At 41.4% G+C, this 23,744-nt stretch carries 22 protein-coding genes, 1 pseudogene and 1 riboswitch; of the genes and pseudogenes, 8 read left to right on the top strand and 15 right to left on the bottom strand.

The genetic code is table 11. The features are described 5' to 3' along the window. Positions 1–24 precede the first annotated feature (24 nt). From TV75_RS22235 to TV75_RS02070, 7 genes are all read left to right on the top strand, one after another. The gene (locus TV75_RS22235; RefSeq protein WP_044336987.1) at positions 25–924 is read left to right on the top strand and encodes an ABC transporter substrate-binding protein; all 900 of its coding nucleotides are present in this window, start codon (positions 25–27) and stop codon (positions 922–924) included. 194 nt (positions 925–1,118) lie between these two features. Next, complete coding sequence (locus tag TV75_RS02095; RefSeq protein WP_044336986.1) at positions 1,119–1,526, top strand: CoA-binding protein; 408 nt, start codon at positions 1,119–1,121, stop codon at positions 1,524–1,526. Between the two features lie 297 nt (positions 1,527–1,823). Beyond that, positions 1,824–3,794 carry a DNA topoisomerase IV subunit B gene (parE, locus tag TV75_RS02090; RefSeq protein WP_301280407.1) on the top strand — a complete coding sequence of 657 codons (1,971 nt, stop codon included), beginning with the start codon at positions 1,824–1,826 and terminating at the stop codon, positions 3,792–3,794. Between the two features lie 3 nt (positions 3,795–3,797). Further along, positions 3,798–6,233, top strand: coding sequence for a DNA topoisomerase IV subunit A (gene parC / locus TV75_RS02085; protein WP_044336984.1), 2,436 nt, complete (start codon positions 3,798–3,800; stop codon positions 6,231–6,233). 263 nt (positions 6,234–6,496) lie between these two features. Continuing rightward, positions 6,497–7,924 (top strand): alanine/glycine:cation symporter family protein, encoded by a 1,428-nt coding sequence (locus TV75_RS02080; protein ID WP_044336983.1) that lies wholly within the window; start codon positions 6,497–6,499, stop codon positions 7,922–7,924. A gap of 144 nt (positions 7,925–8,068) precedes the next feature. Continuing rightward, positions 8,069–8,836, top strand: coding sequence for a hypothetical protein (locus tag TV75_RS02075; protein WP_044336982.1), 768 nt, complete (start codon positions 8,069–8,071; stop codon positions 8,834–8,836). 65 nt (positions 8,837–8,901) lie between these two features. Beyond that, on the top strand, positions 8,902–9,360 hold the full coding sequence (locus TV75_RS02070; protein WP_044336981.1) for a staygreen family protein: 459 nt from the start codon (positions 8,902–8,904) through the stop codon (positions 9,358–9,360). A 670-nt stretch (positions 9,361–10,030) separates the two neighbouring features. Here the strand turns inward: TV75_RS02070 and TV75_RS02065 are convergent. Further along, on the bottom strand, positions 10,031–10,426 hold the full coding sequence (locus TV75_RS02065; protein WP_044336980.1) for a VOC family protein: 396 nt from the start codon (positions 10,424–10,426) through the stop codon (positions 10,031–10,033). A gap of 376 nt (positions 10,427–10,802) precedes the next feature. On the opposite strand from TV75_RS02065, the gene TV75_RS02060 reads away from it, so the two are divergent. Further along, positions 10,803–11,285 carry a ribonuclease H-like YkuK family protein gene (locus TV75_RS02060; RefSeq protein WP_253275456.1) on the top strand — a complete coding sequence of 161 codons (483 nt, stop codon included), beginning with the start codon at positions 10,803–10,805 and terminating at the stop codon, positions 11,283–11,285. 440 nt (positions 11,286–11,725) lie between these two features. Here the strand turns inward: TV75_RS02060 and TV75_RS02055 are convergent, their stop codons facing one another. The 14 genes and pseudogenes from TV75_RS02055 to cobA all read right to left on the bottom strand — a co-directional run bounded on the left by TV75_RS02055 (position 11,726) and on the right by cobA (position 23,744). After that, complete coding sequence (locus TV75_RS02055; RefSeq protein WP_044336978.1) at positions 11,726–11,911, bottom strand: hypothetical protein; 186 nt, start codon at positions 11,909–11,911, stop codon at positions 11,726–11,728. Between the two features lie 283 nt (positions 11,912–12,194). Then, entirely contained in the window at positions 12,195–13,304 is a 1,110-nt protein-coding gene (gene menC / locus TV75_RS02050) for an o-succinylbenzoate synthase (RefSeq protein ID WP_044336977.1), read from the bottom strand. Beyond that, positions 13,279–14,121, bottom strand: a complete 843-nt coding sequence (locus TV75_RS02045; protein ID WP_052504392.1) for a GNAT family N-acetyltransferase — start codon at positions 14,119–14,121, stop codon at positions 13,279–13,281. Before TV75_RS02045 ends, menC begins: the two co-directional genes overlap by 26 nt. Before the next feature lie 13 nt (positions 14,122–14,134). Continuing rightward, positions 14,135–15,256, bottom strand: a complete 1,122-nt coding sequence (locus TV75_RS02040) for an amidohydrolase (protein WP_044336976.1) — start codon at positions 15,254–15,256, stop codon at positions 14,135–14,137. Positions 15,257–15,273: 17 nt separating this feature from the next. Then, positions 15,274–16,653 carry a YjiH family protein gene (locus TV75_RS02035; protein ID WP_044336975.1) on the bottom strand — a complete coding sequence of 460 codons (1,380 nt, stop codon included), beginning with the start codon at positions 16,651–16,653 and terminating at the stop codon, positions 15,274–15,276. A 20-nt stretch (positions 16,654–16,673) separates the two neighbouring features. Further along, positions 16,674–17,531 (bottom strand): MurR/RpiR family transcriptional regulator, encoded by an 858-nt coding sequence (locus TV75_RS02030; protein WP_044336974.1) that lies wholly within the window; start codon positions 17,529–17,531, stop codon positions 16,674–16,676. Positions 17,532–17,705: 174 nt separating this feature from the next. After that, positions 17,706–19,268 (bottom strand): fatty acid--CoA ligase, encoded by a 1,563-nt coding sequence (locus tag TV75_RS02025; protein ID WP_044336973.1) that lies wholly within the window; start codon positions 19,266–19,268, stop codon positions 17,706–17,708. A 176-nt stretch (positions 19,269–19,444) separates the two neighbouring features. Continuing rightward, positions 19,445–20,749 carry a nucleobase:cation symporter-2 family protein gene (locus TV75_RS02020; RefSeq protein ID WP_044336972.1) on the bottom strand — a complete coding sequence of 435 codons (1,305 nt, stop codon included), beginning with the start codon at positions 20,747–20,749 and terminating at the stop codon, positions 19,445–19,447. Further along, on the bottom strand, positions 20,749–21,336 hold the full coding sequence (locus TV75_RS02015) for a xanthine phosphoribosyltransferase (RefSeq protein ID WP_044336971.1): 588 nt from the start codon (positions 21,334–21,336) through the stop codon (positions 20,749–20,751). The genes TV75_RS02020 and TV75_RS02015 overlap by 1 nt, the downstream gene beginning before the upstream one ends. Positions 21,337–21,458: 122 nt before the next feature. Then, positions 21,459–21,560, bottom strand: a riboswitch (purine riboswitch). Positions 21,561–21,678: 118 nt separating this feature from the next. Continuing rightward, positions 21,679–22,230, bottom strand: coding sequence for a precorrin-2 dehydrogenase/sirohydrochlorin ferrochelatase family protein (locus TV75_RS02010; RefSeq protein WP_044336970.1), 552 nt, complete (start codon positions 22,228–22,230; stop codon positions 21,679–21,681). Further along, positions 22,211–22,642 (bottom strand): CbiX/SirB N-terminal domain-containing protein, encoded by a 432-nt coding sequence (locus tag TV75_RS22230; protein WP_052504391.1) that lies wholly within the window; start codon positions 22,640–22,642, stop codon positions 22,211–22,213. Before TV75_RS22230 ends, TV75_RS02010 begins: the two co-directional genes overlap by 20 nt. 36 nt (positions 22,643–22,678) lie before the next feature. Next, positions 22,679–22,741: pseudogene (locus TV75_RS22225) on the bottom strand (hypothetical protein); the annotation flags it as partial. Next, on the bottom strand, positions 22,716–22,967 hold the full coding sequence (locus TV75_RS22220) for a CbiX/SirB N-terminal domain-containing protein (protein ID WP_052504390.1): 252 nt from the start codon (positions 22,965–22,967) through the stop codon (positions 22,716–22,718). The gene TV75_RS22220 and the pseudogene TV75_RS22225, both read right to left, overlap by 26 nt. After that, complete coding sequence (cobA, locus tag TV75_RS02000) at positions 22,968–23,744, bottom strand: uroporphyrinogen-III C-methyltransferase (protein WP_044336969.1); 777 nt, start codon at positions 23,742–23,744, stop codon at positions 22,968–22,970.

Below are 23,744 nucleotides of genomic sequence, written 5' to 3'. Positions count from 1 at the left end.
ACCACATTTCAAAGGAGAGTAAGAATGAAAAAGAAACTAAAACCCTTTATTTTATTTATAGCCCTAACTATTGTGATCGCCGGTTGCGGAAATGGCGGGGGGAAGGACACGATTACGGTTTCAGGTAAGATGTGGACCGAGCAGTTTATATTAACTCAAATGATGGCAGAGCTTCTCAAAGAGAAAACAGATCTCGATGTTAAAGTGGAAGAAGGATTGGGAGAAGTATCGATTCTGACACCCGCTCTTGAAAAAGGCGATATAGATGTATATATCGAGTACACAGGAACCGGACTGGAAGCGGTTCTAAAAGAGCAAGCGGCAGAAGGAGCTTCAGCTGATGAAATTCTGTCACAAGTCCGTAAAGGATACGAGGAAAAGTTTAATGTGACCTGGTTGAAACCACTTGGATTCGAAAACACGTATACTCTTGCTTATACTCAAGATCAGGAATTCGATGCCAAAACCTTCTCTGACCTTGTACCCCTATCGAAAGATCTAAGTTTTGGTGCGCCTCATCAATTTTATGAACGTGAAGGCGATGGGTACGATGCATTTGCTGAAGCTTACGGATACGAATTCAAAGCAAAAGAAAGCTTCGATCCTAACATTATGTATGAAGCGGTGAAGAACGGGGACGTCGATATTATTCCGGCCTTTACCACCGATGGAAGAATACAACGTTACAGCCTGAAAACGACTACTGATGACAAAGGGTTCTTCCCACCATATGATGCCGCTCCAATCATCCGTCAGGAAGTCCTGGAAGAGCACCCTGAAGTAGAGGAAGTCCTGAATGAATTAGCAGGACAAATCTCTGAAGAAGAGATGAGTGAGATGAATGCCAAAGTGGATATGGATAAAAAAGATCCAAAAGAAGTCGCACGGGAATTTCTTATTTCCAAAGGATTAATTGAAGAGTAAGATGTTAAAAAAGTGTCAGGCAGGATATAGGAGGAGGAACACTTCCTTTTGTCCATCTGACACTTTGTTCTTATTCGAATAAATTTATAAAATTTTGAAAAGTTAAAGGGAAATATGGTATAAAAGAAGAATAGGACTTAAGGAACAGTCAAAGTATGAATGGATAAGGATCGATGAAGGAGTTGTAAGCACCCATGGAAAACCCATCCCGACAAGAAATCGGAAATATTCTTAAACAATCAAAACGAATTGCGGTTATCGGATTAAGTGATAATCCAACACGAACATCTTATATGGTATCAAAAGCCATGCAGGATCAAGGCTATGACATTATTCCTGTGAACCCAACCATTGAATCGGCATTAGGCGTTAAAGCCGTATCCAACCTTAAAGAGATTGAAGGACCGATTGATATTGTCAATGTATTTCGCCGCTCAGAATTTTTGCCTGAGATCGCGAAAGAATTTGATGAAATCGATTCTAACGTGTTTTGGGCGCAACTTGGTGTAATGAACGAAGAGGCTTATCGCTTTTTGAAAGAACGTGGGTATACAGTCATTATGGATCGCTGTATAAAGGTTGAACATGCTTTAACCAAATAAGCCTCACTCGTAACAAGCGGCTCTTACCGCTTGTTTTTTTTCGGATGGAAGGTTCTCCATTACCACTGAAAATAACATGCTACATAAAAGAAATCCAGGCCTCATTTAGGTCAGTCACAGGAATTACATTTGCGAAAATCAAATAAAACGCTACAATAAGCAATAGTGGTTTACCTAAAGAATGATCAAAACAGGTAAACGAACAAACGTTCTTGTGTTATAGTAAACATATACATAACCAATAATACCGTACAAGTACTAGTTTACGGTTAGAGAAGTTTTGAAAGGGGAATGTTCGTGGCCAACCAGAATAAGACCATGGATTACAATGATGATGCCATTCAAGTATTAGAAGGTCTAGAAGCCGTCCGTAAGAGACCTGGAATGTATATAGGCTCTACAGATTCAAGAGGTTTGCATCATTTAGTATACGAAATTGTCGATAACTCGGTGGATGAAGCATTAGCCGGCTTCGGAAATGAGATAATCGTTACGATACATAAGGATAATAGCATCTCTGTTCAAGATAAAGGCCGGGGGATGCCGACTGGTATGCATAAACTAGGAAAGCCGACTCCAGAAGTTATTTTGACTGTGCTTCATGCCGGAGGGAAATTCGGACAAGGCGGGTACAAGACCAGTGGTGGATTGCATGGTGTAGGTGCCTCAGTCGTAAACGCCCTCTCTGAATGGCTTGTTGTGACGATTGAAAGAGATGGAACAAAATATGAGCAGCGTTTTACAAAAGGTGGAAAACCTGAAACCACGCTTGAGAAGATCGGGAAAACGAAAAAATCAGGAACTTGTATCCATTTCAAACCTGATCCGGAGATTTTCAGCAATACGACGTATAATTACGAAACGCTATGTGAGCGTCTAAGGGAATCTGCCTTCCTGCTAAAAGGATTAAAAATCGAAATCATTGATGAGCGTCATGATCAGAAGGAAGTCTTTCACTTTGAAAGCGGCATTCAGGCCTTTGTTCAATACCTTAACGAAGAAAAAGATGTACTTCATAACGTTGCTTTCTTTGAAGGGGAACACCATACGATTGAAGTGGAATTCTCTTTTCAGTTTAACGACGGGTTCTCGGAAAACATTCTGTCTTTCGTAAACAATGTTCGTACAAAAGACGGAGGTACACACGAAGCCGGAGCAAAGACAGCGATGACCCGTGTCTTTAATGAGTACGCCCGTAAAGTCGGGATTTTAAAAGATCGGGACAAAAACCTTGAAGGGACCGACATTCGTGAAGGACTTGCCAGCATCGTCTCTGTGCGTATACCGGAGCATCTCCTACAGTTTGAGGGGCAGACGAAAGGAAAGCTTGGTACGAGTGAAGCGCGTTCAGCTGTGGATGCGGTTGTTTCTGAGCATCTTCTTTATTTCTTAGAAGAAAATCCAGATACAAGTTCCCTTCTTATCAAGAAATCCATTAAAGCCGCTCAAGCCCGTGAAGCGGCACGTAAAGCAAGAGAAGATGCACGTAACGGAAAGAAACGAAAGCGTTCTGAAACCGTTCTATCTGGTAAATTAACACCGGCTCAATCGAGAAACCCTCAGCGTAACGAGCTTTACCTGGTGGAGGGTGATTCAGCAGGAGGTTCGGCTAAGCAAGGTCGTGATCGTAAATTCCAAGCCATTCTTCCACTTCGGGGGAAAGTCATCAATACGGAAAAAGCCAAGCTTCAGGATATTTTCAAAAATGAAGAAATCAATACGATCATCCATGCCATCGGTGGCGGGGTCGGCCCTGAATTCAATGTCGACGATATCAATTATGACAAAATTGTCATCATGACCGATGCCGATACGGATGGAGCCCACATCCAGGTTCTGCTATTAACCTTCTTCTATCGCTACATGAAACCATTATTAGAAGCAGGGAAAGTTTATATTGCCCTTCCTCCTCTCTACAAAGTGAGTAAAGGAGCAGGGAAGAAACAGAAACTTGAGTATGCTTGGACGGATGAAGAGCTTCAAGGAGCCATTTCTAAAGTCGGTAAAGGCTATATGATCCAGCGCTACAAAGGTCTTGGAGAAATGAACGCCGATCAGCTGTGGGAAACGACAATGGATCCTGAAACACGTGCACTGATACGTGTCCGCATTGATGATGCGGCCAGAGCCGAGCGTCGCGTCACCACTCTCATGGGTGATAAAGTAGAGCCGCGCCGTAAATGGATAGAAAGCAATGTAGCGTTCGGTTTGGAAGAAGATGGTAGTATTCTTGAAAATGAAAACATAACGGTCGCAGAGGAGGGGTAATACATGACAACTGTAGAAAGATATCAAGACTTGCCTCTGGAGGAGGTACTTGGCGACCGATTTGGACGTTATAGTAAATACATCATCCAGGAACGTGCATTACCAGATGCACGCGACGGATTGAAACCTGTACAAAGACGTATTCTTTACGCCATGTATGTGGATGGAAACACCCAGGAAAAAGGATTCCGTAAATCAGCGAAAACCGTCGGTAACGTTATCGGTAACTATCACCCACATGGTGACACATCGGTGTATGATGCCATGGTGCGTATGAGTCAAACGTGGAAAGTGCGAAAATATTTAGTCGAAATGCATGGAAATAACGGAAGCATTGACGGAGATCCGCCTGCTGCCATGCGTTATACAGAGGCACGGCTTTCTGCGATCTCCATGGAGCTCTTGCGTGATATAGATAAGAAAACCGTGGACTTTGTACCGAACTTTGATGATACATCCAGTGAACCCACTGTTTTGCCGTCACGTTTTCCGAACCTTTTAGTCAACGGATCTACCGGTATCTCAGCAGGATATGCAACTGACATTCCACCTCATCACCTTGATGAAGTCATTGATGCGACAATCATGCGTATGGAAAAGCCACAAAGTACGGTGGATGATTTAATGACGGTCTTAAAAGGACCTGATTTTCCAACAGGTGGCATCATTCAAGGGGTAGACGGTATTAAAAAAGCCTATGAAACCGGAAAAGGAAAAGTGGTTGTTCGTGGTAAGGCTGACATAGAAAATATCCGTGGAAGCAAACAACAGATCGTCATAACGGAAATTCCCTATGAGGTAAACAAAGCGAACCTCGTTAAGAAAATGGATGAATTCCGCGTGGATCGCAAAGTGGAAGGAATTTCAGAAGTTCGTGACGAAACAGACCGCGATGGAATGCGCATCGTTATTGAGTTAAAGAAAGATGCAGATGCCACAGGCGTCTTAAACTATCTCTATAAGAACAGTGATCTTCAAATCGCCTATAACTTTAATATGGTTGCGATACATAACCGTCGTCCTAAACTGATGGGACTTCGTGAACTATTGGATGCTTATATTCAACATCAAAAAGAAGTGGTGACAAATCGTACCAAGCATGATCTAAACAAAGCGAAGGATCGCCAGCATATTGTCGAAGGCTTAATGAAGGCTCTGTCAATCTTAGATCAAGTGATTTCAACGATTCGTGCCTCGAAAGATAAACGAGATGCGAAGGATAATTTAATCCAGCAATTTCAATTTACAGAAGCACAGTCAGAAGCAATCGTCAGCCTACAGCTATACCGCTTAACGAATACAGACATAACAGCTCTACAGGCAGAAGCGGAAGAATTATCGAATACGATTGCTGAATTAACGGCTATCCTGGAAAGTGAAAGTAAGCTTTACAGTGTAATCAAAAAAGAATTGAAGGGCATTAAAAAGCAGTTCTCCGATGCTCGTCGCACTAAAATTGAAGATGAGATTGAGGAAATTAAAATCAACCTTGAAGTACTCATTGCAAGTGAGGATGTCATGGTTACCGTTACCCGTGATGGGTATATGAAACGGACAAGTCTCCGTTCCTATTCTGCTTCAAACGGGCAGGATCTAGCCATGAAAGAAACAGACAGGTTGCTTGGTCAATATGAGATGAATACGACGGATGTCCTTTTAGTATTCACGAACAAAGGAAATTACATCTATTGCCCTGTACATGAGCTCCCGGATATTCGCTGGAAAGATCTTGGTCAGCACGTGGGGAACATCGTACCGATTGATCGAGATGAACAGGTTCTAAAAGCAATACCGATCAAAGAATTTGATCCGGCCCATTATTTATTGTTTGTAACGAAGAATGGAATGATCAAGAGATCTGAGCTTCCTCAGTACAAAGCACAACGATACTCCCGTCCTCTAGTAGGAATCAATTTAAAAGGAGACGATGAGCTGATCGATGTACATTTGACCGATGGATCGCACGATGTATTCATTGCCACACACTTAAGCTATGGACTTTGGTTCTCGGAAGAAGATGTGAACATCGTCGGACCGCGTGCGGCTGGAGTGAAAGGGATTAACCTTAAGGATGACGATTATGTCGTATCGGGGAAAATCATAAAAGATCCAATGAAGGATTATATTTTCTTAGCTACACAGCGTGGGGCAGTGAAGAAAATGAAATTAGCAGAATTCGAAAAAACATCCCGTGCCAAGCGTGGAGTCATCATGCTGAGGGAATTGAAATCAAATCCACATCGCGTGGTTAGTATAGAAGTAGTAAAAGACACAGATAAAGTAGGACTGATCACAAAAAAAGGAAAAGCAGAAGAGGTGCTCCTTACAGACCTTAGACCGAATGACCGATATTCAAATGGATCATTTGTGATTGATGAAGGGGATAGCGGATCAGTTTGTGAAACGTGGACAGAATCACTGCTTGAAACAAAAGAATAGCATGCAATAAAACGACCAGAACTGCTTCTGGTCGTTTTTTATATCCGTATAGAATCATTAATGAATAATAATTGTATAATCATTCGGCATTGTTGTACAATACCCGTAAAAAATTGTACAACAATTAATATTATTTCAAAAAGATGAATTTATCAGTTGAATAGGCAATTTTTTTTTGATAGATTAAGAAAGTGTCTGAATGGGTAAACATACATAGGTTTAAACATTATTTGTCATAAATACAACATCTAGGGGGAACAATTATGGAGTTATTCACAAGTTTAGTAGGTACCTTGAATGATTATATGTGGTCATACATCCTTATTGTGGCGCTGATCGGATTGGGATTATATTTCTCATTCCGAACACAATTTGCACAGTTTCGTTACTTAGGAGAAATGGGAAGGTTATTAACAGATAAGACCACGATTTCAGCAGAAGGAAAACGAGGCATCTCTTCCTTCCAGGCTTTCACAATCAGTACCGCATCCCGTGTCGGTACTGGTAACCTGGCTGGGGTAGCGACAGCGATTGCCGGCGGTGGACCAGGAGCAGTATTCTGGATGTGGCTGATCGCCCTTTTGGGAGGAGCGACCAGCTTCGTGGAGAGTACACTTGCTCAAATTTACAAAGTGAAAGACGGAAAAGACGGCTACCGTGGTGGTCCCGCTTACTATATGGAAAAGGGATTGAATGCCCGCTGGATGGGGATCCTATTTGCAGTTATCATCACATTCTGTTTCGGCCTTGTATTTAACTCAGTACAATCCAATACGATTTCACTTGCAATGGAAGAAGCGTATGCATTTGATCGTATGACTGTCGGCATCATCCTCGCCGTATTAACGGCTCTTGTCATTTTCGGTGGAGTAAAACGAATCGCCAGTGTAACTCAAATTGTGGTACCGATCATGGCTGTTCTTTATCTGATTCTAGCTTTCTTTATTCTGATCACCAACATTACCATGCTGCCAAATATGTTTGTGATCATTTTTGAAAATGCATTTGGTATCCGGGAAGTAGCAAGTGGTGGGGTCGGTGCAGCCATCATGATGGGAATCAAACGTGGTTTATTCTCAAATGAAGCCGGAATGGGTAGTGCACCGAACGCAGCAGCATCTGCTGGTGTCACTCACCCTGTTAAACAAGGACTTATTCAAACTCTAGGTGTTTTCACTGATACATTACTAATTTGTACAGCAACAGCCTTCATGATCATCCTGTCTGACCAATACACAACAGGAATCGATGGCATTCAGCTGACGCAAGCAGCATTAAGTTTCCATGTAGGGGAATGGGCAGATACATTTGTCGCTGTCGCTATCTTCTTATTTGCATTCAGTTCGATTATCGGAAACTATTACTACGGAGAAACAAATATCGAGTTTATTAAATACAGCCCTGTCACTCTATTCATCTACCGAATGGCCGTTCTTGGCATGGTGATTTTCGGAGCGGTTGTCAAACTTGATATTGTGTGGAGCCTGGCAGATTTATTCATGGGTCTAATGGCGATCATCAACTTAATCGCTATTACGCTATTAGCTAAGATCGCCATATCCGCACTAAAGGATTACCGTGAACAGAAGAAACAAGGGAAAGATCCTGTTTTCTACTCCAACTCTATTAAAGGCTTAAAAGGAATTGAGAGCTGGGAAGCAAAACCTGAAACGACAACAGAACAAAAATAGCATGAAAGGACCAACCTTATTCGTGGTTGGTCCTTTTTGAGTTTTTTTGCTAAGAAAGATGCGAAAAGTAAGGATTTGATTACATAGATTTTCCTTCTTTGGTGAAAATAAAAGGGAATCATTTTCTATCGAGGAGAGAGAATCATGAGAAAAGAATTACTATTTGCTTTCGGTGCTTTCTTTGTTATGTCCCTCCATGCCATAGCTGGGAACTTTTCCAGTGAACCTCTTGAGAAACAGCCTGTGAATGAAATGACCGTTAATGTTTATAAAAAAGATGTAACCGGAGATGGTAAAAAGGATACGATTACACTTAAGGCGATACCGTTTTCTCCTGATGCCCTGTTCCTGAAACAAATCTGGGCGGATATTAAAACGTCTGAAGGCAGTGAGATTCGAATTGATTACGAGGGTGGCTATGAGCCGAAAATCCAATTCGTGGATCTAAATCATGATGGAGTAAAGGACATGCTTTATTCTTCAGCTACAGGGGGAAGCGGTGGACTCTATAATGTAGCGCTCCATACATTAGCTGATAATAAATTGGTCGATATCGGGTTACCTGAGCCATTAACGATTCAGGCTCAATTTGAAGATGATTACAAAGCTTCTATTACCTTTGTAGATACAAATCAATCCTACACTGTCGATTTACGTGACCGCAAAGAAGATTACGATCGATTGGGGATTTACACGGACGGAACCTTAAATGAACCTATGGAATTAATGGTTCTACCTTATGCATTTTTTGAGCCGACGAAAATCATCGGCAAACCTGGTAAGGGTTTAAAAGGTTATCAGCAAATAAGCGGTGCCTATAAGGCGGATGGTATCGGAACGGCCACATCTTATTGGTATTATGAAAATGATCAATGGAACCTGATGAAGATAAAATGGAAAGCAAATAAATAGCTGAACCATTTCTAGGCTTTTATCATACTCTGTTGTAAGCCCATTTTTGTAAAGGAGGCTTAAACATGAGTGAATTCAAGCCTGAAAAGCTAGCTGTTACGTATTTGCCACCAGCTTCAATCTTCAATCCCATTGATAACCGAAAATACACATTGACTCATTCTGATACTACGGGTGAACTATTTTTGAGCGTCGGTTGTCACTTTGATCTGGAGAAGATCAATCCATCCATGAGAGACGAAGTGTTAGGAGAATGGAGAAGAGACCTTGGTCAATACACCCTTCGAGGAACCGTGTATGTGAGTGGGGGGGAATTTGATCAACAGCTTTCCAAAGTACGGTTTATGATTTTCAAAAAGGAGCTCCCATTGGCGCTGGCAGCAATGGTGAACGGGGATAAAGGGTTTTACACGTATTATCCATGGCTTCTGGATGCACCCATCATCATCTGCTTTGAATCCGTATTCACGGAATTTCAGCAAACGCTTTATTTCGGGACACCAAGACAATATTTATTGAAATAGTGCTCAAGCACTCAAGCATAAAGAGGTTCAGAAATGTGAACTCTTTATGCTTTTTCTTTGGGTTGTACATGAAGAGGAGGGAGGTAGTTAGATTTATTTAGTAATAATCGTTATTAGTTCAGGTCGTAACAACCAAAAGATTGCTTAATATGATAGAAAGTCGATAGCAATGAAATAGACAATCAACGTTTATATTATGTAAACTAATTCAAAAAATGGATTAACAAACAGCTGGATTGGAATGTTAGTTAGCAAATTGATATCTTAATACCAAAAATGAATTATCAGACAAATCAAGATAAAAATTGAAAATAGTTATATTAGCAATCAAATTGAAAATAATCTTACAGAGATCAAGTAATTCTTAATATAAATAATGAAATCGCTGATCAGACTAAGTTCATCAGAAAACATAACGAATAGATAACATTAGAATCAAATGAATGATAATTAAAGAACAGATTAAATCGGTCTTATTTTTTTCTTTTGTCTCATTATTAACAGTATACTTTTGATACGAGACGGAAATATATTATTTTATTTGGGTACCGATAATAGATATTATGTAAACTATAAACAAATCTTAAGCAAACGAAAGATAACGTTATCCTCTACCTCCCGTTTTCGATATAACTCTGTGCAACTCACTTTTCCTTATAAGCTTGAATTATTATGGGGCCACAAGTTCGACTTTAATTCTGTCAGGGTCTTCAAAGTAAACAGCATAATAATCATCTCCACCTGCAAATGGATGCTGGTCTGTATATAGAATGTTTATTCCCTTATTTTTTAATTTCATAGTCATATCATCAATGTGTTCTCGTGACTCTGCATGAAATGCTAAATGATTTAAACCTACTCGACATCTATGATATGGAACGTCCAGAAACCGTTCTTCTGTTTGTACAAAAACAATATATGTATCTCCTAATCTCCAACTTTGACCACTTTCCCATTCTTGGAAAAGACTATAGCCTAGTTCCTCAAGAAGCCAACTCCAAAAATCAATTGAACTTTTTAAATCCGATACATATATTTCAATATGATGAAGCAATCCTTTTGGCATAAAGCCTCCCCCTTTTTTCTATTTTAAAACCTTTTCTTGAATTACTGAAAGATGACCTCTAATTCAGCAATCGTATTCTTTTATAGAAAGATCAAAAATATCTACCACTTATTTAATTCGAGACTTCCTTGCTCAAACCCTTCTTGCCTTGCTCAAACCCTTCTTGTTTCATGTGGGTGTTGTTGTAAAGGACAAAGGCTTTGGCCAAAACAGATCCGCCTGCATTTTTTTCCTCACACGATAATAAATTCTTATCATAGAATATTGATAAGATCTTATCTCTCCATTCACAAATTGGTTAAGAAAGCTGTGATTTGACAAGATGAAAAACTGTAATGATAATTACTTCTCATTTCAAAATCTACAGGAAAATGGTATGTCATTTGACAAGGTCTTTGAACATATTGTAAAGTTCATGCGAGTGGAGCCAAATGGTAACTATCGATTAATGGTGGGGACTGATTCTCAAGTTCATCAATCACATACCACCTTCATAACAGGAATTGTGATATTAAATGAAGGAAATGGTGTGTGGGCATGCATTAGAAAAGTGTTAATCCCCAGGAGAATGCTGCAATTGCATGAGCGGATTTCCTACGAATTGTCTTTATCCGAGGAAATAGTTTCGTTATTTACTGAGGAAAGAAAAAATCAGTTGATTGATATAATCCTTCCATTTCTTTATGAAGGAGCTACATTTTCAATGGAAGGACATATTGATATTGGAGCTGGAAAACAGAATAAAACAAGCAAGTTTGTTAAGGAAATGGTCGCAAGGATGGAAGCAATGGGTGTGGAGCCGAAAATTAAACCCGATGCCTTCGTCGCTTCCAGTTATGCCAACCGTTACACAAAATAAGAGACATACTATTACATTTACAGCTAATTTTTTCTCATTTTCGTTGATGTTGTGCATTATAAAATAAATCATTCTGATTCCGGCCATATAAAAAGGATCTGCAGTGATGTCCTTTTCCGAACACTTGAGTTTGGTGATGCCCCCTCTCCCCTCCTCGATATATTCCCGTCTATATTGATTTCAGTTTTTTCATCTAATCTTCAAACAAATGAGCATCTCCTCTCACATAATCTGATTAAAACACATAGAAATTATGACTCCTGCCCAAGCACAGTGGACAAAGTTGCATAGTATAGAGTAAGTCGAGGTCTACCTTGACAATTTTATATAAGTTAGGGGGATTTAGTATGTGGTTCCCATTTTTTAATCAGTGTGAAAGAAGCAGAAGAGATGATTTTCATCGTTGCCGTTTTTGGGACAACTTGATGTTCATCCACTGTTCATGCGATGATGACTATGATGTTTGCGATAAGCCAAGAAGAAGAGAATTCGAAGAACAAGAAGTGAAATGTTTTAAAATAATGGACAAACACGACTGTAAATGTCATAAAAAAGATCACCATCGCGATTGCGGATGTAAAATGCATGAACACCATTGTGGATGCCATAAGAATAATCATCACCATAAATGTAATTGTCCTAAATGCAACCGCAATTTCTAAGTGAAAACCCCTATTCCACTGATCGTTTTATCTGATAAAGGGGTTAGTTAATTACTCACTCTCTATGAGCATGGGGCTCCCCATGCTCAATTTTTTCGTGTAGTTTGTGATATATTTTCAAGTTAACGCTTTTTAATATCTTTGTTTTTCTCGATTTTACGGCCATTTCCTCACCAACTTGCCTAATAATACATTAAAGAACAAGTGTTCGCTTAATGATATCTGTTTTGAAATTCGACTGATCTCATTAAAAATGAAAAACTTTACTATACATAGTCAACGCTTCGATCTGGTCCAAGTCCGGTTTGTATCCAATACCGGGCGCTTCAGGTACAACTATATATCCATTCTCCATTTCCACCTCAGGTTGAATGATATCCCGCTTCCAATAATGAGAAGATGGTGCCGTATCGCCAGGCAGGGTGAAATTCCCTAATGACGTGATGGCAATGTTGTGAGACCTTCCTATTCCTGCTTCAAGCATCCCCCCGCACCACATAGGTATATCGTGCTCTATGCATAGATCATGGATTTTCCTTGATTCAGTAAGTCCTCCTACACGTCCTATTTTCAAATTAATGATTTTACAGCTTCCGAGTTCAATGGCTTTTCTTGCATCCTCAAAGCTGTGAATACTCTCATCTAAACAGATAGGCGTTTTAAGTTGAGACTGCAGCTTAGCGTGATCAATGATATCATCATGATCCAACGGCTGTTCAATCATCATCAGATCGAATTCATCCAGAGCTTTGAGGATTTCAATGTCATTCAGTGAATAAGCGCAGTTTGCATCGGCCATGAGTGGAATCTTCGGAAATTCCCGTCGAATCGACCTGATGATCCCGACATCCCATCCTGGTTGAATTTTCACCTTGATCCTTTTATAACCTTCTTTCAAATAGTCTTCAATTTGTTTGAGCATACGGGTCTCGGATTGCTGAATGCCTACACTTACTCCCACTTCTATTTTATCTTTCGTCCCCCCTAGTGCTTTTGCTAACGGGAGGTTGTTTTCCTTTGCATATAGGTCCCAAACAGCACCTTCGATGGCCGCTTTCGCATTATAATTGCCTCTGATTTTCTTAAATCTTCCGGACACCTCATCAGGATGTTGGACCGCTTCCCCCTGAAGAAGAGGAATCAAGTGGTCACACATCATATGCCAGTTGGTTGCCACCGTTTCTTCGTTATAGATCGGCTGGGTGATCGCGACCGACTCCCCCCATCCTGATAAACCTGATGCTGATTTCACTTCAACGAGAATAATCGTTTTATCCGTTTCTGTCCCTACACTCGTCGTAAAAGGATTCAGTAAATCCATCTTGATCTGTCTAAGAATGATTCGTTTGATTTCCATTATGATGATCACCTTTCTCCATGAGGTATAGGTATTGTCCGTGGTGTTCTTTATCTTTAACGAGGTCTGTCACGATCCAGCCATGATTTAGATAGTGAGAAAAGACGTCTCTTGTATTTTTTCGCCAATCCATAGAAAGTGAAAGGTCAGCCCTTTTAATCTCCTGGAAATGGCCCGGAACCGAAACGGAAATGTGAGTATGGGTGAGGGATAAATTCACCTTATCTACAAGCCAACCAAGCTCACATTCTTTTAAGTCAATAGCAGAAGCAAAATGTAGGTCATTTCCTCCCACGTTATTACTCTTCGATTGACGTAACCGCCACTCTACAAGAAACCGGTCCGTCGCTATTCCTGCATTCAATTGATCGGACATTTCTCCATATATATTGGGGATATACGTACGCACAACAGCTCCAAGTTTATGTAAGTTCAGGTTACCGTTCACAGTTTCCAACGGATCATACGTCCAGGTAATGACATCATACCCCATCTCAGCAGCCGTATTTTTTTGTGCTCTTTTCAGCATTTCTCCAATCCCGAATTTCCTGAAGTCGGAATGGATCCCTAAACTATGGGATACAAGATACACTTTTTTTCCATCAAAACCAGGAAAACTATATTGAAAGCCAATGAGCTTATCCTGATAATAGGCTCCAAGAATGAACCCGCCGTTCTTCACCACGGCTACACTCTGATTAACCGGTACAGAATCTTCAAAACTCCACACAAGTGACTCTAATCTTCTGACATCTTCTAGATCCTCTACAGAGTGCAGTGTCCGGATCTTCAATGATGCTTGCACTTCATGTTTCACGATCTTTACCTCCTCATTCCCAGTCTTGCCGATCAGCTACTACTAACATCTGTATCAATATCTTTGTTCCATAAACCAGAGATTCTTGATTAAATCGCATGGAAGGATGATGCAATCCTGGTGAAAGGCCACATCCCAGCCCAATCATAGTAGAACATAACTCAGGATTCCTGATGGAATAAAAATGAAAGTCTTCTGCGCCAGGAGAGATACAGTCTGATGTCACATTCTCCTCTCCAAGGACCAGACGAATGGCGTCACGGGCAAGCTCTATTGCCCGTTGATCCTTTACAGCCGATGGCAGAAATTCTTCCACTTGATAGGTGATGGTGGTATCCGACTCTTGTTGTATACCTGAAATCGCCTGTTCCGCCTGTTCCAATAATGCTGTCATGGTGTCATTCGATTCAGCTCTTAAATCGAAGGTGAAATGCGCATGTTCAGGAATCGAGTTGGATGATTCGCCTCCGTGCAGCTCAGTGATCTTAATGGAATAATGATCGTTGACATTCAATCTGATTTGCTTGATCGTTTGAATCAATAAAGAGGCTGCCTCCAGTGGATTGTTCCCTTGTTCAGGCCTTGCTGCATGTGCAGGAATTCCTTTAATGGTTCCCTTCAACGTCGCAGTAGAGCTATGAACGATGACGGGAGCAGCCATTCCATAAGGGACTTCCATTTCAGGTCGAAGATGAATTCCACCAAGAAACTTTACATCATTGAGTACATTTTCTTCCATCATTTTCAATGCCCCCGCTGCCTTTTCTTCAGCAGGTTGAAAGATGAAGCGAACAGTATGCTTCAGTGGTTTCTTCGATAGAGCAAGAGCTGTATACAATACCATCGTGCTATGGGCATCATGGCCACAAGAATGATTCGGTTTAACCACTCCATCCACTTCTTGAAGCAATGCATCCATGTCGGCACGAAGAGCAATGACATTTGACTGCTCACCCTCTAATTCAGCAATGAATCCGTAATGACCTTCGAACGTTCTAATAATAAAGCCTGATTCTGAAAGTTTTGTTTTCAGATAGGTGGATGTTTTTTCTTCCATCCAGCTCGGTTCAGCCAGTTGATGGAGCTCCTCATATGTTTTTAGAATCTCATCATGATGTTCATCTACAAAGTTCATTGTGTTTCTTCCTCCTATCAAAAAATCATGTGTGCAATCACTACCACAATAGGCAAAGTGATGCATGTCCGGATTAAAAAGATCAAAACCAAATCTACGATACTGACAGGAAGCTTCGAACCAAGAAGCAATCCACCCATTTCAGACATATAGATTAATTGCGTAACAGATACACATGCAATTACGAATCGGGTAAGTTCACTTTCAATTCCACTACCGATGACAGCCGGAAGGAACATATCAGCAAAGCCGACGACCATTGTCTGGGCCGCTTCACTTGCTTCAGGAACCTGCATGATGGAGAGAATTGGTTCAAAAGGTTTCCCGAGATAAGTGAATAAAGGTGTATACTCTGCTATCACCAAGGCTGCTGTCCCTATCGCCATAACGATTGGTAAGACCCCAAGCCACATATCCAATACGTTCTGAACGCCTTCTTTCACGACAGAAACCGGACCATTATTCTTTTTAGCTTTCGTTACTGCTTGATGAAATCCCCATTTAACAACGGAGAAATCGGATGGAATACCTGTTTCATTCTTTAACTCGGTTCTTTCATAACCAGTATCCGGTTTTCTCGACAACGGAGGTATACGTGGCATGATCAGTGCCGCTACAAGCCCGGCAAAGATAATCGTTGCGTAATAGTGAAGGAAATATTGCTCTAAGTTCAAGTAAGAAATGACTACAATAGTAAACGTAATGGAAACAACCGAAAATGTAGTGGCAATGACAGCCGCTTCACGCTTTGTATAATACCCTTCCTCATATTGCTTGGTCGTCAGAAGAACGCCTATTGTGCCGTCTCCCACCCATGATGCCAGGCAGTCGAGTGAAGAGCGTCCTGGCAATGTAAAAACAGGTCTCATGACTTTCAGCAATAAGGCACCAAAGAACTCTAATAACCCAAAATTAAGAAGGAGCGGAAGCAGTAAACCAGCCAGAAGAAAAGTGGAAAATAAAATAGGAATCAGATCATAGATCAAGAGCCCACCCGTATTTTCTGAGAAAACCATCCCGGGTCCTAATTGATAAATCGTCATCACAGCAAACACTGTTCCAAGGACACGTGCAGCGAGCCAAAACGGACTAATGATCAAAAGAGTGCTCAAATAACGACTTTTTGTAATAAAAGCTGGTTTGATCGTTAACGCTACGAGTGACCCTATGACAGAGAGTGCCATAATCAGTACAGTCATACCAGGGATCGCTTCATCTAAATACAGATTAATTTGTCCGGCTAAATAAGCGACGGGAATCGTTATGCCATCTTCTGTTGTAATTGGTACAATAAATAATAGGATTCCAATTAATGATGGAATCAGGAATTTCCATATGTCACTGGTAGTAAATGATTTCGCTTCTATCTTTTCATTCGTTTGTGATACCCCGTTCATATATTCTCCACCCCTCGGTTCTATTCAATAAATAACCCCTGATTTGTATATAATTGCTCCAGCTTTCTTTGACGAACGCTTATATTGTCTTGATCTCGATGTTGCAGACCGGTTAAGATGATTTCAACTAAACTAACGACGGATGCAATCGAATGATGTCCTGAATTCATCCCTTCTTCGGTTGTGAGTGTAAGGTCAGAAAGCTGCCCGAGAGGTGATAGTTGTCTGTTCGTGATTGCAATGACGTAGGAACCCTGTTTCTTTGCCTGCTCCGCAAGCTCAATGGACTCTGTGCGGAACCGGGGAAACGAAAACGTAACGACAGTAGAATTCTGATCCAAATCACATATATCTTCAGGAACAAATCCTGTTGGACTGGAGATGAATACATTTGCCCTGTATTGTTTTAACGTATAATGCATCCAATAAGCCGCAGCATAGGAACTTCCAAACCCACCGATATAAATTCGCTCTGATTGTATTAAGCGATCAATGATGTTCCATATTTCTTTCAAGTCTAATTGATTCATCAGCTGTTCCAGTACGGACCTTTCTTTCTCGATGACCCTATTGAATACACTCTCCGCATCATCTTCTATTGAGGATGGAGGAAATGATTCATTTTCATCAGCATGCTTCTTCTCCAACCAATCCCTCCGCACCACTTCCTGCATTTCAGAATATCCTTTAAAGCCTAACGCATAGCCTAACCTGATCACAGTTGTTTCACTTACACCAACTTTCCTCCCCATCTGAAAAGCCGTCAGTAACGCTGCCTCACCTTGATGTTGAAGAATCAACTCAGCCACCTTTTTTTGACCGGCCGATAAGGAAGAATAGTTCTCTTTAATGATTCGTACAATTGACTTTTTAACCATGACTACTCCTTTCTGCTCAATGAAGGAAATCCTTCTTTTTTAATAGTATATTGCATTATATACTTCAAATTCAATGAGAAATTTTATTATTCAGATTTTTCCGCTGTCACTTCATTAAAAAAAGAAAGGTAGATTTGGATTTTCACAATCCAAATCTACCTTTCTTGCATCAATTTATACCAGTTTTTCTTTAGACGGTAACCTTTCCCTCAACAGGAACTTTTGAATCTTACCACTTGCATTCCGGGGAAGTTCATCTACAAATATATATTCACGCGGCCGCTTATAATCGGCCAGAACTTCCCCACTTTTCAGAAAGGAATCTAGATCTTCAGAAGTCAATGAAGGGCTTTTGGACACAACAACGGCAATCACCTGCTCTCCCCATTTTTCATGGGGCTGACCGAGGACGGCAACATCTACAATATCTTCATGTGCGTGCAGTGCATCCTCTACCTCACGGGGATACACATTTTCTCCTCCCGATATGACCATATCATCCACCCGATCCGCAACGTACAGATACCCATCCTCATCCATATATCCCAGATCACTTGAATGATACCAGCCTTTATACAATGCTCTTTCCGTCGCTTCCTTGCGATTAAAATATTCAAGCATGGTACAGGAACCGCGAACAATGATTTCCCCGACTTCACCAGGCTGGCAAAGATCATCCGGTTCGGAAGGTCCGTTTTCATTTGGTTTGACTACCCGAATTTCATGGTTATAGGCCGCCCTTCCTGCCGAGCCTGTCTTGGTTAGCTGCTCATCCTGGAGAAGGAAGGTAACCGCTGGACCCATCTCGGTCTGACCATAGGCTTGTATCAAGTCAATATTCATTCTCTCATGGAGAGCCCTCACAAGTACCGGAGCCATTGGGGCTGCCCCATAGAGACCGATCCGCAAAGAAGAAGTGTCGTAATCACCCACCCCGTGTTGCAGAAGCATGTTCCACATTGTCGGCGCAGCGAAAAACGAGCTGACCTTTTCCCGTTCAATCACTTCTAATACCTTTTGCGGTTGAAACTGATGGACGATAATATTCTTCGCTCCCGCTTGAACGCGTGGAAGGAAACAGCAATGAAGCTCGGCACAATGAAACATAGGGGCTGTAACAAGTCCTATATCATTTGGTGTCAGACCCATGACAGACGTACATATCAAGCTTTGCTCAGCCATATCCCTATGTCTGTGCAGCACTCCCTTTGGTCTCCCTGTAGTACCGCTCGTATACATAATCGCATATGCGTCCGTTTCTTCCACAGAGATGTACATTAATTCACTCGAACATGGATTCACAACATCTTTATAGCTTTGGGCAAAGGCAGGGGCACCTTCACCAACATACCAAAAAAGGGTCTGTGGAAAGTCCTGTGAAATCCGCTCAATCGGCAGTGTGAGATCTTCTTCAAATATGACGACCTTTGGTTCTGCATCCTCTAAAATGTAGTGTATTTCCTGAGCCTTTAAACGAAAATTAATCGGGTTGATCACAGCACCGATCTTCCCGCACGCAAAGTACACAGTTGCTAACTCCAGCGTATTAAATAGATACGTCGAAACCCGGTCTCCCTTTTTTACACCTGCCTTGAGCAACGCATTGGCTGCACGATGAACTTCATCCTGCCACTGTGCAAACGTTAACCGTGTGCCTGTTTTCTCTTCTACAATCGCCTCCTTGTTGCGAAATTTTCCTACCGTTTGATCAAATATGGATCCTGTCGTTGAATACATATTTCTCCTCCTTTTAATAAAGGTATATCCTAGTCACTGCAGCATTCCCTAATCAATAAAGTTCGAGACAGTTGTACATATACTCTTCTTTAATATCTGATAATTCAGAAATAAACTCACAAAGAAAAACGTCACCTTCCAATAGTGAAAAGGTGACGTTCTTTCTACCAAAATGATTAAGAAGCTTTCTGCTCATTTAACACAACATTTAGCTTGCGTTTAGAAAACACGTTAAAAAACATATTCAGTCCAATGGCTGTTATACTTCCAGCAACAATTCCGTTATCCGTCAAGATCCGGATGCTTGATGGCATTTGCGCGAATAATTCCGGAACAGCGGTTACTCCGAGTCCCATCCCGACTGAACATGCGATAATCAATAGGTTTTCCTGGGATGCAAAATTCACATGGCTAAGCATTTTAATCCCATATGCTACGACCATCCCGAACATGGCCACCATCGCCCCGCCTAATACTGATGCAGGGATCACCGTCGTTAAAGCACCAATCTTTGGTACCAACCCAAGGACCACGAGAAATGTTCCTGTTGCATAAATCACACTGTTTCGCTTCACTCCTGAAAGCTGGACCAAGCCTACATTTTGGGAATATGCGGTGTAGGGGAATGCGTTGAACAATCCACCAAGAACGATGGCTAATCCTTCGGCACGATATCCTTTCGATAAATCCTCTTCTGAAACCTTCTTATCGGTAATATCAGCCAGAGCAAAATAAACCCCTGTAGATTCCACTAAACTCACCATTGCAACCAGTATCATGGTAAGGATTGCCGTTATTTCAAACGTCGGCATTCCGAAGTAGAAAGGTTTTGCCATATGAAACCAGGATGCATCCCCAACCGCACTAAAATCTACTTTACCTAAAACAAATGCAACGGCTGTTCCTGCCATCAACCCCAGTAAAATGGAAACAGACCGGACAAAACCGGTAAAGAATTTATAAAGGATTAAAATAAAGAACAACGTTCCAAAGGCTAGAGACAAATTTTCCAATGAACCGAAATCAGCACTCCCTTGTCCCCCTGCCATATTGTTCATAGCTACTGGTATCAAGGTAATTCCTATAATCGTTACTACAGAGCCAGTCACTACAGGAGGGAAGAAGCGAACCAGCTTTCCAAAATACTTACTGATGACAATAACGAATAAACCTGAAACCAGAATCGAACCGTAGATCGCTGAAATACCATACTGCCCACCAATCGCGATCATGGGCCCTACTGCCGTAAACGTACACCCAAGAACGACCGGAAGTCCTATCCCAAAGAAACGGTTTTTCCATACTTGCAATAAGGTGGCGATACCGCACATGAAGATATCGATGGATACCAGATAAGTAAGTTGTTCTCCCGTTAATCCTAATGCTCCTCCTACGATCAGTGGAACGATGACCGCTCCCGCATACATAGCGAGAATATGTTGAATCCCGAGTGACGCCAGTTTAATAGGCTGATTTTTCATTATACCCGCGCCTCCTCTTGCTTGAATATCACTTTCCCATTTTCAAGGGATTGGATTTCCGCTAATGATTCAACTCTGTATCCAGTTTCACGAACGAGCTTTCCGCCGTCTTGGAAGGACTTTTCTATGACAATCCCGATGCCGGCAACATGTGCGCCTGCTTGCTTAACTAAATCGATCAACCCCAAGGCCGCCTGTCCATTTGCTAAGAAATCGTCAACCAATAAGACACGGTCATTTTCTTCTATGTATTTACTGGAAATCGAGATTGTGTTTTCTTCCTGCTTCGTATAGGAGTAAACCGTTGATGTAAGAACCCCTTCTGAAAGGGTTAATGATTTACGCTTTCGTGCAAATACAAGTGGAACATTCAATTGAAGAGCAGCCATCACGCCAGGAGCAATTCCGGACGACTCAATGGTTAACACCTTCGTAATTCCCAGATCTTTAAAACGGCGTGCAAATTCCTTCCCGATCTCCATCATCAATTCAGGGTCCACTTGATGATTCAGGAATGAATCTACCTTTAATACAGTATCTGAAAGGACGACACCTTCATCTTCAATTTTGTTTTTTAATAAATTCATAATCAAAACGCTCCTTTATTGTATTAAAACCTGGAAGTCTACAAAAAAACCCAAAGGCTATTGTGCTCCGGCTAGAGTGAGACAATGACCTTTGGGTTAGGCAAAGAGCGTCCGTGATGTCGGACAATCCATTGCTCACTCATAGTCGAATCATTTACGGTAATCCGGTAGAAACTCGCGAGCCATATCCCCGCTATTATATGAGTGAAAACGAATATTGATTTGATATTGGATAGTATAACGGGAACTTGACAGTTTGTAAAGGTTCATTTCTTAACAATATGTACGTAATTTATAAAAATGTTCGTAAAACGAGTGAACGGGCATAAAGTTTCATCCACTTTACACCCGTTCAGAAAGTTCCTGTAACAGCTTCCTTTTCTCACCATCAGTCAAGTCTGATGCCTTGATTTCTTTTCTCTTAGAGGCAATGAAAGCAAGCCTTTCTATATAGGAATCATCAAATGATTGGAAGAATTGATTGGTAAGCTTTTTAGCTAAGAATGGACTTGCTCCGCCTGTTGAAACGGCAATCGTTAAATTTCCTTTTTGTTTAAAGGATACCATTTGCATATTTCCGCAATCACCATCATCCACCACGCATAAAAGTTGGTTTTCCTCAGAGTGAATTTTCACTTGTTCATTCACCCATCTTTCATTCGTGGCAGCGATGACGATGAAAGCATCTCGTAAATCATCTGGTTCCACTTTTCTTTTGACCCATAAAATTCTACCCTCTTCATGTAATGCTTGAATTCCATCATCAGCATCGGGACTAATGACTGTAATCCTTGCCCCCTGTTCTAAGAATACAGTGAGTTTACGAAACGCAACTTTCCCTCCGCCTACAATCGTTACTTGTTTTCCTTTCACATCAATCATGATTGGCAGCATGTGATTCTCCTTTAACGAAGAGGGTTTCATTCACCCGGTCCAGGAATGCTTCTTCCACAAGGGGATCATACCCTAAATAATTCCCCAGGATGATATGCTCATTTTCGGTTCGGCTGATCTCCCTTTCAATTCCTTTCATGAGTAACCCGGTAAACAGCAAGTAGGGAATGAAAATGACATTTCTCTCTGTTTTCCTCACAGATTCCAAGGTGTCTGAAAAGCTTGGTGAGGCTACGGTTAAATAACAGGTCCTCACATCTGCTAACTCAGTCTTGACTTGCACAAGTTCAGCCAGGGCTCCTAAATCCTTTGTAACATCTGGATCTGAACTCCCTCTCCCGATCAATACGGCAATGGTAGAAGAGTCAATTGTGGCAGCATCATGTATTTTCTTTATGACACTTTCAGCCATCTTATCGTGAACCCCAATAGTCTTACCATACGTTACCGTAATCCAGGGATATGAGTCTTGACATTTTCGAATTTCATCTGGAATATCTTTTTTTTGCATGAACCGCTGTCAAAAGGAGAAGCGGTACGACGGATACGTGTGAAGCCCCTCTTTTCACACATATTTCAAAACCTTCTTCAATGGAAGGTGATGCAAGCTCAAGAAAACTTATTTCCTGAATATCCGCCTTTACATGCTTCTGGCATCTTTCAATGAAAGCAATGGCTTCTTCACGGGCTTTTGCAATACGACTTCCATGACAAACATATAAGACCGCTCGTGTCATTTACAGTGCCTCACTCATGATCGATTTCTTATCAAATGCTTCTTCAAACCATTGAATCTTCTCCCGGAAACGGACCACTTCTCCGACGATGATCATGCTCGGATTTTCAATTTTTTCTTCTTTTACAATATCGATAATCGTATCCAGCGTGCCTGTTACGGTTCTTTGCACTTCCGTTGTTCCCCAATGGACCAGTGCCACGGGCGTATCCTTGCACTTCCCGTTTTGAATGAGTTTTTCTTTAATGTAAGGAAGATTGCCGACCCCCATGTAAATAGCTAGTGTATCGATTCCTTTGGCCAGACTTTCCCACTTTTCATCTTCTTGCTGATTATTTTGTTTATGCCCGGTAACGAAGGCTACGCTTGAACTGGCATCCCGGTGTGTAACGGGAATCCCTGCGTAGGCAGCCGCTGCTATGCCCGAAGTGATACCAGGGACGATTTCAAAGGGAATTCCTTTTTTTGCGAGAGCTTCTGCTTCTTCTCCCCCCCTTCCAAATACGAAGGGATCTCCCCCTTTTAATCTCACCACTACCTTGCCACCGGCAGCGTAACGCACGAGAAAATGATTGATCGTATCTTGTTTCATCGTATGATAGTTTGGCAGTTTCCCGCAGTAAATCAAATCGGCTCCTTTTTTCGCATAGGAGAGAAGCTCTTTATTTACCAGACGGTCATATAAGATGACATCTGCTTTTTGTATTGATTTCAATGCTTTTAATGTGATTAATTCAGGATCCCCTGGACCCGCTCCCACCAAGTAAACCTTCCCCAT

The organism is Rossellomorea aquimaris (assembly GCF_000935355.1).
GTDB classification, from domain to species: Bacteria; Bacillota; Bacilli; order Bacillales; family Bacillaceae_B; genus Rossellomorea; species Rossellomorea aquimaris_B.
The sequence above is the reverse complement of the archived record's forward strand: the minus strand, read 5'-3'. Positions and strand labels throughout refer to the sequence as shown.